Genomic DNA, 14,384 nt, shown 5'->3' with positions numbered 1-14,384 from the left:
TTTAAATCATATAAATATTTAAGAAAGCAAGATTAGACTAATGGTTTATGGGTTACCGCAAAAATATTGACACTTACAACCATTAACATAAATTTGATAAGTCGATTTTTTTCATATATGATAAAAAATACAAGTATTTTTATATTAGGTGAGAACAATGCAACTTTTTAAAAAATTACGAAAAATGCAAAAACTTTCTCTTGAAAAGATATCTAAAGACATCTGCTCTATTCCGATGCTATCACGTTGGGAAAATAATAATGGACACATGGATTTTTATACTACAATCAAGCTATTTGAAAGAATAAATATTTCTGCAGAAGAATATATTTCCTTGGCTAAAATCGATCCTAAAGATGAAATTGCTTTGCAAATAGAGCAATCGTTGAAGAAACGTGACGAAAATGCACTAAAAAATACGGCACTTAAGTTGTTAGAGAACTTTCATAACAAAAATGATTTAATAGACTTAGACTATGCTTCCATTGCTTGTGCTCTATACTTTAGACTTACACACAAAAATATCTTTCCAATCGCAGATCAAAATAAATTGAATCAGCAATTATCTAAAATTACAATCTGGTCTAAGGAGTACTTATCTTTGTTCAGCAATATAATTCCGATTGTTAGTCCAAGAATTATTTTTCAGGTTTCATCCCAAGTAATTGAAAATATAGATTTTTGTAGAAATGCAGGAGACGAAACGTTACACTTTGCTTGTATAACATTATTAGAAGCAGTAATAGGATTATTTAGATTAAATAGTTATTCGTATGCTAGAACATTATTGCTACAATTGAATCAAATTTCTTTGCCAGATCGAGAAACTCAGGTGATAATAGGTAGACAATTTTTAAATGGATTGATAGATTATCATCAATCCCAAGATAGCAGTAAAGTAACACGAATTATTGATTTTTTATTTGAAATAGGTTTGAAACAAACCGGTGAACACTACTCTACAATCTTTAAGGAATTACAAAGACAAAATTGATACATATTTTTTATAAAAAGACTAAAAAAAGCACCAAGCTTCTTAGCTCAGTGCTCAAAATCAATCAAAATATGTCAAAAAATCCATGATCCGATTGATTTTCTTTTTGATTTTTACGAATTTTCCCTTAGCAGTGTGATTGGCTTGCACAATCAACATCGTCTTACCATCATGAGTGCTTCTAAAGAATGTATAATATCCTTCTCCTGCACCATTGGCCATCTTATAACGCTTCAAATTATAAAAACCGCCATTATAGTACGATGGTGCGACGCTATGATACAAAAGTTCGCGACTCTTGTTCGTTAAGAAATTACTGGTTAAAATCAGCTGCATTACCTTAGCTAAGTCAGTATTTGACATAACTATTGAACCTGCGCCCAATTCATCATGCGCATCTTTGATCGCATCAGCATGAGGCACATGTTGGTATTGGCCATCAACCTTCTCATAGCTAGGTACCCAGTTGCTTGCTAGCAATTTCTTTTTTGAACTCCACAAAAATTCGGTTTGCTTTAAGTGTAGCGGCTTAATATACGTATCACGGAACAACTGTTCGTATGATTTATGCGTTAACTGCGTTAGAATACCGCAAAGATAAACGTAATTAATCGAAGTATAATGCCATTTACCTAGCATTTTAGGATTGAAGCTGGTTTTCTTGATATCAGTTTGGAAATTATCTTCATCCGATCTAAAGATATCCTCACCAAGCTTTTCTCCCGGCTTTAAATCTAAGCCCGAAGTCATATTAAGTAGGTTGCTGATGCGAACCTGATCAGCTCCTGGAATACCTTCATAGAACCTACTTAACTTCGTTGACAGCTTTAACTTGCCCTTCTGTACTTCACGCATAATCATCGCTGCTGTCATCGATTTTTGAACCGAATTAATCAAATAACTAGTGTCAACTTGATTTCCTGTAGCAAATTTGAGCCAAGTCTTGCCATTTCTAATCGCTAAAACTGACCCTTTTACTCCAAGGTGATCAATTGCATGGCGCACTATTTGTCTTTTAAATTTGCTTTATCAGCAAAGTCAACTTGCTTAACTTTAGTTTGATCCTGCCACTTCTTAGAATAGAAGTAATTACTAATAGCATAGCTATAACGGCCATTAGGTTCCGCCATAAATGGTTTAACCGCTTTATCAACCGCTACCCAGCCATTCCAACCTAAGTGAATCGTATCTTGCATAAAGTATTGGCGATTTCCATCTTTAGACAAATCAGCGATGTTTTCAAAGCCTTGACTTGCTAACTGATACTTAATCTTAGCAACCGATTTTTGATACATCATTTGTGAAAGTCCAGTATATTTAGCCCACTTTGCATTAACTGGTGGAATGATAAACAAGACATTCGTATGTTGCTTTGCAAATTGATGCAACATTAACTCAAAATCGCTGTACTCAGGCGACTTGACATAGTCAAATTTCCGTTGACTACCACGCAATTTCCACAATTCCTTACGTGGCAGCCGTGATCTAAAGAAATTATTGTCAATGCCAAACCGATTTGAACTAGTGTGACGTTCAGCTTGTTGGTTAGCTACCGCTGTCAAGCCCTTGATCGAATACTTATCAGGCAATAATTTTGCTCGCTTATTGATCTTTTGAATTCGGTCACGTAGTTGGAACGCACTGAAGAATTTATCTTCATTTTCAAGCATCCGTAAGCGACCTTTTAACCAAACACGATCAAATTTTGACAGCTTCTGACCTTTAGCTACCTTCTTCAAGGAATTCTTGATTACGCCACTCTTCATCGTTGGCATTGAGGCAATTCGCATCGCCGCATACCGATCAGCCTTGTTGTTCTTAGCGCTAAGCAAGAACATAATCGTCTCAAGTGGTGAGTAGTAAAGTTCAAAAGCCTGTGGGTTTTGCCCTTGTTTAGTGAACCACTGTGGTGAAATAATCACCACTGCCTTTTTATTTTTCAGTTCCTTGCTAGTTCCTTGCATCCCGATGAAATGAACTAGACTTTGACTACCAGGTCCCCCAAGTAAAAATGGATGATAGTTTCGGTGGTACTTTTGTGCAATTACGCTTGGGTGTAATGGATCCAAACGTGACAATTCTGATGAACCGTAAAATGGCACATAGTGATCGTCGAACGCTTCTTGCTTCATCTTAACGCCCTTAAACACCGTTACGGTTTGCGAATTAGCAGCTTGAAAAATATCTTCCTTTGAAAAAGTTCTATCCCATGGTAGCAAAAATACTACTAATAATAAGATAATAGCGCAAAGAACTGGGCCAAATATTTGCCACAGCCGGCGTTTATTACTCATTTTCTAAGCTTTCCACCTTTGCCACAATCTTAGCTGGAGTATCCCAGTCTTCACGGTTAAATTCTGAAACAGGTACATCGATGCCAAACTTTTCTTGTAAGCTGAGCAACATTTGGACACTTGCCATTGAATCAAGCAAACCATTGTCGAAAATGTTTTCGTCCATTTGATCTGCTAAGTTTTCACCAGTTAATTCTTCTAAAATTGCTAAAACTTCTTCTTTAGTGTTCATAATAAAACCTCTCAAAACGACTAATAAATAATCCTATTTCCATCCAAACCATAATTGGCTAAGGTATCCGGAAAAGATTAACATACCCAAACATACCACTTGGAAAGTCAAGAAAATGGCGAACCATTGAGTAAACCTGTTTGATGGAATCTTGTCCTTATGCTTACGCTTGAATCTCAGCCAATAATCGTTGATGATGATCGCTGTAGCGTGGTACAGCCCATAAACTATATAATACCATGTTAATCCGTGCCAGAAACCCATAATTAGGAATAGCAACAGATAGGAAACTTGTGATAAGCGAATTCGGTTTTTGATTAGCTTTTTCTTCATCGCAAAGAAAGTAAAGCGCATGTAGATGTAATCTCTAAACCAGAATGATAAAGTCATATGCCAACGATTCCAGAAATCCTTGATGTTCTTGGAAATAAATGGTTTGTTGAAGTTCATCGGCGTATGGATACCCATAAAGTAAGAAATTGCTACTGCAAATAAGGAGTACCCTGCAAAGTCAAAGAACAAGTACATGGTGTAGACATACATATAAGCTACGACCCACCATGATAGTTTCAACCCACCTACGGCATTGCCAGTGGCCAAACCAGCAATCGAAATCTTAGGCAACAGATAAGTTCCAAAGAACCAGCCTAAAATAAACTTATATAAAAAGCCTTGGAATAAATAGCGCACCGCCATTTGCAAATCATCAAGATATTGCTCACGACTTGGAGCTTTATCAAAATCTTGCTTAAATCTCCGATAACGATCAATCGGTCCTGATGAAATCGTAGGGAAGAAGAGCAAGAAACGAGCATAGGTTCCAGGATCGATTTCTTTAATTACCCCATCGCGCGTTTCCATAATAACTTGCACGTTTTTGAAGGTAATGTAAGAAATTCCTAAGAAGCCAACGACAAAAGGTACTGTTCCTTTCGGCATCTGAATTAAAATCTTAACCGCCGTCAGTGGCAAAATCGCCAAGATGACTGCTAAGTTAAAAATCCAACTCTTATTAGGACTACCCTTTTTAGTTCGGTAACGCAGATACGCAAAAGTAATAATGAACTCGTATACCAAGTACAGAATTAAATTGACGCCCTCTTGCCAATGATCGCCATCAAAGATCAAGAATAAAAAGAGCAATGAGAAAATAGCTTCATAGGTTTTTAGGCGCTTGCCATAGTATAAACCAACTATGATTGGCACTAATGCCAACAATAGATAGATGAAGTACTGTGGATTCGAGTAAGGCTGCATGTTAATGAAGTTAAAGTTCACTATGAGTTAACCTCCTTGATAACAGCCTTGATGTCAACCTTACCGTTTTGAGAAATTGGCAAAGCATCTTCATAAACAAAACGCTGTGGAATCATGTATGGCATTACGTTCTTAGCCAAATCCGCACGAATCAATTTAGTCAATTCCGCATCAGAGTACTTGCGACGAACGCCATCTTTCAATTCGATTTTAGCTACGATCTGTTGTACGGTGTGATCCTTGCTATACTTTGGTGCTGCTACGCCGTAACGCACCAATTCGTTCTTGCTTAGGTAGAAATTGATTTCTTCAAGTTCGATACGATATCCATTAAACTTGATTTGGAAGTCAATTCGACCGCGATAAAAGAGCATATCGCCATCAAAGAAGCCGGCATCCCCAGTACGATAGCTAGCATATTCCGCATCATCCTGCTTGAAAAAGGCTGCTTCGGTTTTTTCGGGATTATTCATATAACCTTTAGAAACGCTAGGTCCACTGATGATAATTTCACCTTCGCCTGGCTTTTCGCCTTTACTTTCATCAATGGTGATCTTAGTATCTTCCTTGACTCTACCAATCGGTAAACGATCATATTTAGCCAAAATTTCATCAGTAATTTCTACTTGTGTTACTGCAACAGTCGTTTCCGTTGGACCATAAGTATTAAAAATATGAGCCTTTGGAAAGTTTTGCTTCAATTTTTCTGCTTCTGTATGAGGTAATTCCTCACCACAAAATAGGAAATGCGTTAAGTCTGGGTGGTGTTCACCATCAAAAGTCTTGTCCAAGAAGCACATTTGTGCAAATGATGGCGTTGATACCCAAACATTAAACTGCATTTTTGGCAAAGTCATAAATAGTTGGGCAAAGTTTTGCGTTACATCATGTGGCAAAACTACCAATTTTCCTCCAGCCATTAAAGCAGGATACAAACTCATTACTGATAAATCAAATGAGTAAGGTGCTTGAGCTAAGAAGCTTGGGTGTTCTGGCAAATCAAAATCTGCTAGTTCCCAATCAACAAAACTCAACAAATTATCATGACTAATCTGCACACCCTTAGGTTTACCAGTAGTACCTGAAGTAAAGATAATGTAGAAATTATCATTTCCAGCTACAAATTCTGCTGGATCAGGCGCTTGCGTACTATCTTTGACATCCTCAGCTTGCAAGACTGTCATGCCAGCAAGATCAACATCTGGTAATGGATCAATTGCCAAGACTAGCTTTGCTTGCGAAACTTCTTGAATCATCGTTAAACGTTCCGCATTTGAATAGCTTGCAATTGGAATATAGGCATGACCTGCTTTCACACAGCCTAAGAAGCTAGCAATCATTTCAAAGGTTTGACCGCCCCAGATCATAACTGGTTCACCTTTGGCTAAATTTTGTTGGCTAATTGCATGTGCCCAAGCATCCGAACGTTGTTTCAACTCGCCATAAGTATTAGTTTGACCGAGATAATCATAAACAATGCGTTCAGGATCCTTAACAGCTATTTCATCGATTTTCTTGATAATATTAACCATTTTAATCCCACCTACCTTAGAATTCGTTATAAATAAAGTGAACTGAGTTCAACCCACTGTATTCGTACAAATATACTAGGCACATGAGAATTGCAAAATAAAGAATGGTCTTCAGAACAAACATCCCTATTCGCTTGCCCCGAGAATCAACTTTTTTTGTGTCTTTCATATTTTTCCCCTCAGTAGTTTTCTTAGTTTCTTTACAAATATGTTACTACAAATCATTTCAAGGTGATAATTTATCCTGCAGGTTTAATAAAATCGTTAGAAAATAGCCCTATAGATCTATACCTATATACTCAATATCCAAATAAAGCATTGATATTTAATGACAAAACTCTATCCATTACCATAATATCGGGGCGTGCGTATTGGTTCGAAGCCGATTCAAAAATACAAAGCAATTGCCCTTTATAAGCAGTAATTTGTTCCAAATATGGTGGTAGATCAATTACTAGCTCAGCATTTTTTTCATCTAGTTCGTTTAATGCCGTAATTGGAAAAACATAGAGTTTGGAGTCTTGCCCACCATATGATTGACTCAAGAAAATCTTGTTATCATAGATAGCAATTCCTTGAATTTGCTTATCCATTGATGTTTGTCCACTAGGATCAGACCAACTGACATTGCCCGTAACTGATTTGATTTCATTATTAGTAATCGACCCATTGTGCGGACCACTGCGCGAAATGTTATAACTAGCAACCTTGCCTCGTCCGTACATATTGAATAGGCCAACAAACAATTGATCATCGTAATATGTCAAAGCTGAAGCTCGTTCTAGCGAAGGGATAGATATTTGGTGATCATATTCTATCGGCATGTGACCATGATAACGTTTGAGCGTCTTAAGTGAAAAAGCCATTAATGCGGAGGCTTTGCCCATTGAACCAGTAATCCAAATATTTTTGGCAATTGGATCATAAGCTATTCCTCCAAGGTGAGGCCGACCTTTGATTTGCACGGTTTTAAGATATTTTCCTGTAGACTTGTCTAAAATGTAGATCACAGAAGCATGTTCATGATCGCCATCATAAGCCGTAATCAAGAGATATTTATCAGCAACCGTTAACCCTTGTGGTGTCATTTTGTCAGCAATTGACAGCTTCTTTTGCTTAAAGCTGTAGCTTTTCGTAGTTTCCAAGCCTGGAATAATCGCATCTTTCCCGGTCCAAGTACGAGGAGGAACATAATTAGCGACCTTATTAATAAACGGATACTTTTTTTGAAGCTGCTGGCGATAGTTTTTCTCGTCAAACCATGCCGCATTGATGTTCGTTCCATCCTTAGCTTTGGCTAACGTTGGTCGATTTTGTTCCATTTGATAGCGTTGATACCATTGATAGCCAAAATAACTCCCAGCACCAACGCCAACTAAAATAATAAAAACTAGTAATAATTGTAGTAATAATTTTCCTAACTTTTTCAATGCGTTACCTTTCAGATTTATTTTTTATATGTTATTCTAACAAAAAATATCGTGCTTACCTTAAAACAATATAATTACTAATCTTTGTCAATTTATTTTACACTTTTAAAAGAATTGAAACATTTAGGTCACAAATCCTTCACATTTAGATACTAATATAAAGATACAACAAATGAGGAGCTTATTCTCATCCGTTGTAACTCAACTTTTTGTTTTTCATTCATACTCCTCCAAGTAAATAATGAAAATAAAAAGATTGGCCTATGGCCAATTTCATATCTATCCCTTTCGGCTCACGCTAAACGTGAGCTTTTCTTTTGCCCTAATTTCGATCTTTATAAAAAGGCATAAAAATCTTTACCTTTTCATAAGAAATAAAACAACTTTAATTCACATTTAGCGACTATTATATAAATCGTAGCAAGGCGGTAGAACTTGTTACACATACTCCCACTTTTTTATTTCATTCATTCTTACTCCTCCAAAGTAGATGAAACTAGTAAGGCTCGCATCTCCAGCGAGCCTTTTTCTTATGCCTTTTTTGGAAGTTTATCCCTTCACAGAGTATAATTTATGATAGGAAAGTGTTTTTTGTTTAGTGCTACAAAGAAATTAGGTGGCTAAAATGATTAACATACTACGAGCAATATGTTTTATCAGTTTGATTATTTGTTTTTCATACACCGTATACTATTTACTTACCAATCCCGAAAAACTTTATGTTCGAAAATCAGGTAAATTCTTTGATTGGAAAATGAAGTTCTTTTTTATCTGGATATTAGGTTGCCTATTTTATCCCTATATCTTTGATTGGGATACTTACATGGCTTCACTGCCATGGAGATTTGCATTTTTAGGAATTTTTGTGATTGTTTCTCTTCCCTTTTTATATTTAGATTGGCGTTTGTTCAAAAAATATAATAAGTGAAATTGTATGATTCAGTATTCCCAGCCAAAATATAAAAGAGGTGAAAACTAATGAATGGATCGACTTTTGTAATGCTCGTAATCTTTGTATTATCAGCTTTTATCATGATCTACTCGAAAATTATCCTTATTTTAATAAAGAAATTGCACGGTAGCATAAATCCTATATAGTTAAAAAATCATATTAATTATCTCATAAGCAATCATTTGGATCGATTGCTTATTTTTTTACTGCTTTATTGATCAATTGTGAATATGTATGATACAATATTTTTAAAGGAGATGATAATATGAAGGCTGGAAAAGTAATGGATCTGCTTCAAATCAGCCGTTCAACTTTGAAGCGCTATCGCGAAAAAGGAATTCTCGAAGCCACCAGGCTGCCGACTGGTCAATACGAATTCGATGACGATTCGGTTTTTTTGCTTAAGAATAAGCGCTCGAGCAGAATGACCGTTTTATACAGTCGAGTTTCAACCTACAAGCAGAAAAACGATCTAGTCAATCAAATGCAGGAGCTGGCTGATTTTGCCGAGAGCAAGGGCTTTAAAGTTGATGCTCGTTTTCAAGACATTGCCAGTGGCATTTCTTTCAAAAACCGCAAGCAGTTCTTCAAAATGCTTGATCTAATCCTAGCAGGCAAGGTAAAGCGTGTCATTATTGCTCATCAGGATCGCTTGAGTCGTGTAGGCTTCGACTTGTTTGAATACCTCTTCAAAAACTATGGCACTGAAATTGAAGTGATTTCAGACGAAATGAATCCTAAAACCGATGAACAGGAGCTCTTGGAGGAGATCACCGCTCTGCTTAGCAGTTTTTCTAAAAAGTCGTAGAGCGAGCCGGGCATCCTGCCGTTACTTTTTGAGACAATAGCTATGGAAAGGAGGCGAATTCGATGCCTAAGAAAAACAAGGAAGTTCCAAGAAACTCGGTTCAGTACAGCCACCTGTCTAGCGAGTATCTGATACCAGCTACTGCATTGCTCGATCAGTTTAGCCACGCTAGCCATGATCTGTATAACCGAGCCCTCTATGACCTGCGTCAGGGCTTCTTCAAGAAGAGATACGTCAAAGGCTACAGTGAGCTAGACAGCCGGTTCAAGCGAAGGTATCAAGCGCGAGAGTCTATGCTCTACCACGGTTTGGGCTACGTTCAGTCGGCACAGCAGACCCTGAAGGAAGTCAATACCGTTTGGCAGGCATGGCTTAAGGCCCTAAAGGCATATAAGGCCAATCCCGGCAGGTTTACCGGTCGGCCAAGAATGCCTAGGTATCTGCGCAAGGGTCAAAGGCATACCTTTTTTGTCACCAACCAAAACGCTAAGGTTAAGGACGGCTGGCTGGTCATACCTAAGCTAGATTTTAAGTTAAAGCTGCCCCACAAGTGAAGATGATTCAAAGAGTAGCTTTTAAACCCATTTATGGTGGATATAAGGTGATCGTGCAATATAAGATCAATAAGAATATTGCCTATCTGCCGGACAATGGGAAATATCTGGGAATCGATCCCGGCGTAGACAATGCCTTTGCCTGCGTGACCAATACCAAGAACGCTCCTCTGCTCATAAACGGCCGAGGGATAAAATCGGTCAACCAGTACTACAACAAGGAGCGATCGAGACTAAAGGCCCTGCAGGCAAGGTATCATCAACTTGAAAGCATAATCGATACCAAGCAGGGAAAAAAGCCCGTCTACCAGGAAACCAAGGCCATGAAGAGACTGACAGCCTGGCGCAATGCCAAGATCAGACAGTTTGCCCACAAAGCCACCAAGCGCATCGTCGACTATGCGCTAAGCTGTGAGACAAACACAATCGTCATTGGCAACAACAAGTCGTGGAAGAGAAGCTCAGACATGGGCAGGAAGAGCAACCAGAACTTTATTGGCATTCCCCACAAGGTTATGATCGAGATGCTTCAGTACAAGGCCAACCTAGCAGGAATCCAACGAGTCCTATACCAGTCAAACCAGCGCCTTAGACCATGAACAGCCCTGCTGGCAAAATGGCAACAAGAGCCGCAAAAAGCAGGGAAAAAGCTCCGTCAATCGGCGCATTAGTCGCGGCCTGTTTAGATCCAACGACGGCCGACTGATCAATGCGGACGTCAACGGAGCCTTCCAGATAATCAGAAAAGCATTTCCAAAGGTTTCATTAGCCGATGGAATAGCGGACGTAGTGTTACGCCCAGTCAAATGGTCCGCTCTCATCTGAGGGGCCACTTGACGAAGAAAATAGCAGGCGACCGAATTCAGCCTGGGTTGACGCTCTTGTAAAGTCGTCCTTATAGTTTCGCTTGTCGCAATGGACAAGGGGAGCGCTTAAAAAGGTTGAGGGCAGATATCGGTTGAAAAAGATCGCGTTCTTAGGAAAATGCAGTCAGATAAAGCAAAATGACTGCATTGACCTAATATTTTCTAACATTATTTGACAATTGTGACCTTATGTATTGGAATGTTGCTATTGGCTCTATTTGCAAATATATCTTTAACTGGACAAGATTTTGAAATAGCTAAACCAAGTTTCGAATCTACTCCTTTGGGTTGGAATATGCCATGGATAGGGATTGGATTTGTCGCAGTAATTATAACTATTGCATTTGCATTTTCTAAGCACAAGAAATAGCATCAATGTTAATTTGTAAAAAAAGAAGCTATATGGAATTTAAAACACTGTTCCATAAGCTTCTTTTTGATTACTTTTGAATTGATTCACTATTTTTATCTTCTAGTAACGCCGAGTCAAGATAATTTACAAGATCGATGCTTACCAAGTCTTTGTATGCAAAGCTTTGATTTTCAGATGGCTGGTCATCTTCATCAAAAACCATTAGCTCAAGAAAATCATCACCAACTTTAGTAATTATCCCCTGATTGTTGGCAGTATAATCATATGCATCTAAGGTTATTACCTTGTCTTGGGTGAGCATTTTCGCTAAATCATCATCTAATTGCGGTACTTGTTTTGCCAATTGGTGAGGATCATAGTTACCATTAGCAAGCTGATAGTTTTTGGCAAAAGTCAAAAATCTAAGCGTGGCATTGTTTTCACTAACATGAGTTGAATAATCCTTGTTAAAAACAGTATAGGAAGCAAACTGCCCTTGATTAGTAATAACTTCAACTAAGGCATACTTTGAATTTTCTGCTACTACTTTACCTATGGCTGATTCGTCTACGCGCTTATCGCCATAATGGTCAAGATGAATTTCGATCAAATCACTGCTCTCATCACTACCTTGATGATCAAGCCAAGCAGCTATTGTTTCCAGGTCAATGCTATGACAAGACATAACCTGAATATCAGTCAAAGGAATTTCCAAAGCATAAGGTTCAAGCACATAATCTCTAAATTCTGTTAGTTTAATTGAACCATTAGATATTTCTATCAATTTTCCTTGATACGAAGTTCCTGCTTGAGTTTCAAGAGAAATTAGCGAATTCTTGCAAGCTCGAATAAATTCATTAAAGGACAACTTTCCATAAGTTTCTGTTAGTTTCGAAAAATTATAATAGTCATGTACATCAGCACGGTCTTTTTCAGAAAAATCGGTTTTAATATGCTTAACTATTGTGGACTTGATCATGGTTATGCCATCTAATACATAATTGTCGTCTATTGCTTGTAAAGCGATCCAATCTGCATTCTTTTGTAGTAAATTTCCCCAGAAGAATGCTTGATCGGCAAGTTCAACTTTTACTAAATTCATGTTAATTCACGCTTTCTGTTATTTCACTCTTTAGTTAAATTGAAAAGCTATCTTATTGGGTTATTATAAAACATCCCCAAATAAATAGTGACCTAATTGACATTTCAAGGTGTATAATTATTACCTGTATAGCGCTTGCAAAAGTACGTTAACTAGAAAAATTATGTCATTTGCTATTTTGAATGAATCGAGATGTTTATATTTGTTGGAATCAAAGATAAAAAGAGTATTGCCGTGGCAACTATTGTTTACAGCTGCTATAGCTGCATTGTTGGCAACAAAACATGATCCTGTTATAAATATCGTCTATTGTATTATTTCTATCCTTGCTTACGGATTGTTGAAAAAAGGAAGCAAAAATTGGTCACAAGTTTGGAATATTTTAGTTGTCCCTTATGCTTTCATCCACGTTTATGTAGAGTTATTTAAACTATTGCTTAATCTATCTACTGATCTTGCGCCCTTATTTTTCTTGCTATACTTCGCAACAATGCTTTTATCTTTGATACCTATTACAATCAACGACTATGGCAACATTCAAAAACCTATTTTTCGATTGCTAGCATCTATCTGGGTAATTATTAATCTTTTCCTAGCACCTCAATTGAGCATTCACAACGGCTCATTTTTAACTAGACTAAATAAAAGTCAGATATTGTTGGCTATGATGTTTGCTGTTTATGGCTATCTTGTAATTACTAGCTGGGGATATAAACTCTATTTAAATACGCGTGGTGCTAGTTAAATCTTTCTAGCCAATATGCCATATTGTAAGCTAAAATCGCTACTTCCAGGCGCTGAGCAAAGCCAGCCATGCTCCTTGCTCGATTGTTTTCTGCGTTGTAGTAGCTGAGCAATGAAAAGTCGCTTTCAATCGTTCTTCTAATCGCCATCAATTGATGATCGTTATGCCTCTTGACTCCCTGCATGTTTCTTCGATACGGTGTCCAAAGCACGTAGCCCTTGCTTTTAAGCTTGCTGGCCAAGTTTCTTCCTAAGTAGCCTTCGTCGCCTAATAGATAACGGCTGCTTGGATGAGCGTTTGCCATGAGCTCTACGGTTTCCTTGGAGTCGTGCACCGATGCCTTGGTTACTGCATAGTCGAGCAGATAGCCATCGTCGCTTACTATTGCATGGACCTTGAAGCCGTAATAGTAGATTTTCTTCGTGGCTTTATAGCCAATATCGGCTATTCCGCGAAAGATTTTGACGCGATAATTGCCAACAGGCTGGCAAAGCGGAACGGGAATGTCAATAATCAAAAGCTCTCCAGTTGTATTTACTTCCTGATTCCAAGCCTGACGAATGCAGCGAATCAAGGGCAAAAGCATTCTTGCCCGGCGATTGAAGCGAGAATGAGACAAGCCGACGAAAAAACTACAGAATCTTCTCTGAGATTCGATTCCAATTTCTGCCTGCCAAATAAGCAATGCCAGAATAGAGCTGTCGGAAAGCTTGACCTGATCGACGTTTCTGCGATGCTTCAATTCGTCGGGAGCATAAAGCTTATACAAGGAACGACAGATTGCATTCAGTCGAGAAAAACGATTAAGCTTGAAATGGTTCAATTAGATCAGACTCTTTTCTATTAATATTTTTACCCACTCGAGTCTAATCCAATTGGATTTTTTTGTTAAAATGATTTAACTAGCACCACGCGTATCCTTCTTTCATTACTTAAAGCTCGCAAATATCTTACAAGTATTTTCGCAACAAGCTTTCACAATCGCTTGCCCAAAATCTGTTCGATCAGGATTGGTCTTCTGACTCATTACAAACGATTCTTGCTTATTTATATCCGCCAACCGGTCAAGTAATTTAATATCCATTAAGCAAAAATCATGAATATTTGAGCGCTCATGATCTAAGTTTTGTGCCAAAATGCGATAATTCTGACCATCCATCTCATTACGCCAAGCAGTCAATTGATCATTAGAGTTACTGCGAAACATCTGCTATAATCTTAAATTATGAAATACGAAACAGCTAAGAATTTAAACAATACCAGATT

General features: G+C 37.8%; 13 protein-coding genes and 1 pseudogene. 4 read left to right on the top strand and 10 right to left on the bottom strand.

Features of this window, described 5'->3' with window-relative positions; translation table 11 throughout:
• Positions 1-157 precede the first annotated feature (157 nt).
• Positions 158-994, top strand: a complete 837-nt coding sequence (locus BN52_RS06535) for an Rgg family transcriptional regulator (protein WP_008473608.1) — start codon at positions 158-160, stop codon at positions 992-994.
• A gap of 60 nt (positions 995-1,054) precedes the next feature.
• Here the strand turns inward: BN52_RS06535 and BN52_RS06530 are convergent, their stop codons facing one another.
• From BN52_RS06530 to BN52_RS06505, 7 genes are all read right to left on the bottom strand, one after another.
• On the bottom strand, positions 1,055-1,999 hold the full coding sequence (locus tag BN52_RS06530; protein ID WP_008473607.1) for a serine hydrolase domain-containing protein: 945 nt from the start codon (positions 1,997-1,999) through the stop codon (positions 1,055-1,057).
• Positions 1,999-3,288, bottom strand: a complete 1,290-nt coding sequence (gene dltD, locus BN52_RS06525) for a D-alanyl-lipoteichoic acid biosynthesis protein DltD (RefSeq protein ID WP_008473606.1) — start codon at positions 3,286-3,288, stop codon at positions 1,999-2,001. Before dltD ends, BN52_RS06530 begins: the two co-directional genes overlap by 1 nt.
• Complete coding sequence (gene dltC, locus BN52_RS06520) at positions 3,281-3,520, bottom strand: D-alanine--poly(phosphoribitol) ligase subunit DltC (RefSeq protein WP_008473604.1); 240 nt, start codon at positions 3,518-3,520, stop codon at positions 3,281-3,283. Before dltC ends, dltD begins: the two co-directional genes overlap by 8 nt.
• A 33-nt stretch (positions 3,521-3,553) precedes the next feature.
• Positions 3,554-4,798, bottom strand: coding sequence for a D-alanyl-lipoteichoic acid biosynthesis protein DltB (dltB, locus tag BN52_RS06515; RefSeq protein WP_008473602.1), 1,245 nt, complete (start codon positions 4,796-4,798; stop codon positions 3,554-3,556).
• Complete coding sequence (dltA, locus tag BN52_RS06510) at positions 4,798-6,309, bottom strand: D-alanine--poly(phosphoribitol) ligase subunit DltA (RefSeq protein ID WP_008473600.1); 1,512 nt, start codon at positions 6,307-6,309, stop codon at positions 4,798-4,800. The genes dltB and dltA overlap by 1 nt, the downstream gene beginning before the upstream one ends.
• A gap of 16 nt (positions 6,310-6,325) precedes the next feature.
• Positions 6,326-6,478 (bottom strand): teichoic acid D-Ala incorporation-associated protein DltX, encoded by a 153-nt coding sequence (locus tag BN52_RS09865; RefSeq protein ID WP_082621078.1) that lies wholly within the window; start codon positions 6,476-6,478, stop codon positions 6,326-6,328.
• Positions 6,479-6,608: 130 nt separating this feature from the next.
• Positions 6,609-7,739, bottom strand: coding sequence for a YncE family protein (locus BN52_RS06505; RefSeq protein WP_008473599.1), 1,131 nt, complete (start codon positions 7,737-7,739; stop codon positions 6,609-6,611).
• Positions 7,740-8,956: 1,217 nt separating this feature from the next.
• On the opposite strand from BN52_RS06505, the gene BN52_RS06495 reads away from it, so the two are divergent.
• Positions 8,957-9,499, top strand: coding sequence for an IS607 family transposase (locus BN52_RS06495; RefSeq protein WP_008473597.1), 543 nt, complete (start codon positions 8,957-8,959; stop codon positions 9,497-9,499).
• Positions 9,500-9,561: 62 nt separating this feature from the next.
• Positions 9,562-10,878 (top strand): annotated as a pseudogene (locus BN52_RS06490) (RNA-guided endonuclease InsQ/TnpB family protein).
• Between the two features lie 481 nt (positions 10,879-11,359).
• Here the strand turns inward: BN52_RS06490 and BN52_RS06485 are convergent.
• Complete coding sequence (locus tag BN52_RS06485) at positions 11,360-12,373, bottom strand: hypothetical protein (protein ID WP_008473594.1); 1,014 nt, start codon at positions 12,371-12,373, stop codon at positions 11,360-11,362.
• Between the two features lie 202 nt (positions 12,374-12,575).
• On the opposite strand from BN52_RS06485, the gene BN52_RS06480 reads away from it, so the two are divergent.
• Positions 12,576-13,118, top strand: a complete 543-nt coding sequence (locus BN52_RS06480) for a hypothetical protein (RefSeq protein WP_008473593.1) — start codon at positions 12,576-12,578, stop codon at positions 13,116-13,118.
• Here the strand turns inward: BN52_RS06480 and BN52_RS06475 are convergent.
• Both BN52_RS06475 and BN52_RS06470 read right to left on the bottom strand, forming a co-directional pair.
• A complete protein-coding gene (locus BN52_RS06475) occupies positions 13,111-13,941 on the bottom strand; it encodes an IS982 family transposase (protein ID WP_008473592.1) in 831 nt (276 codons plus the stop codon). The two genes, BN52_RS06480 and BN52_RS06475, sit on opposite strands and share 8 nt — an antisense overlap.
• Before the next feature lie 105 nt (positions 13,942-14,046).
• Complete coding sequence (locus BN52_RS06470) at positions 14,047-14,325, bottom strand: DUF3232 domain-containing protein (RefSeq protein ID WP_008473591.1); 279 nt, start codon at positions 14,323-14,325, stop codon at positions 14,047-14,049.
• Positions 14,326-14,384 lie beyond the last annotated feature (59 nt).

This window comes from Lactobacillus gigeriorum DSM 23908 = CRBIP 24.85 (assembly GCF_000296855.1).
Taxonomy (GTDB): domain Bacteria; phylum Bacillota; class Bacilli; order Lactobacillales; family Lactobacillaceae; genus Lactobacillus; species Lactobacillus gigeriorum.
Note: the sequence above shows the minus strand (reverse complement) of the source record. Positions and strands in the feature narration are given on the sequence as shown.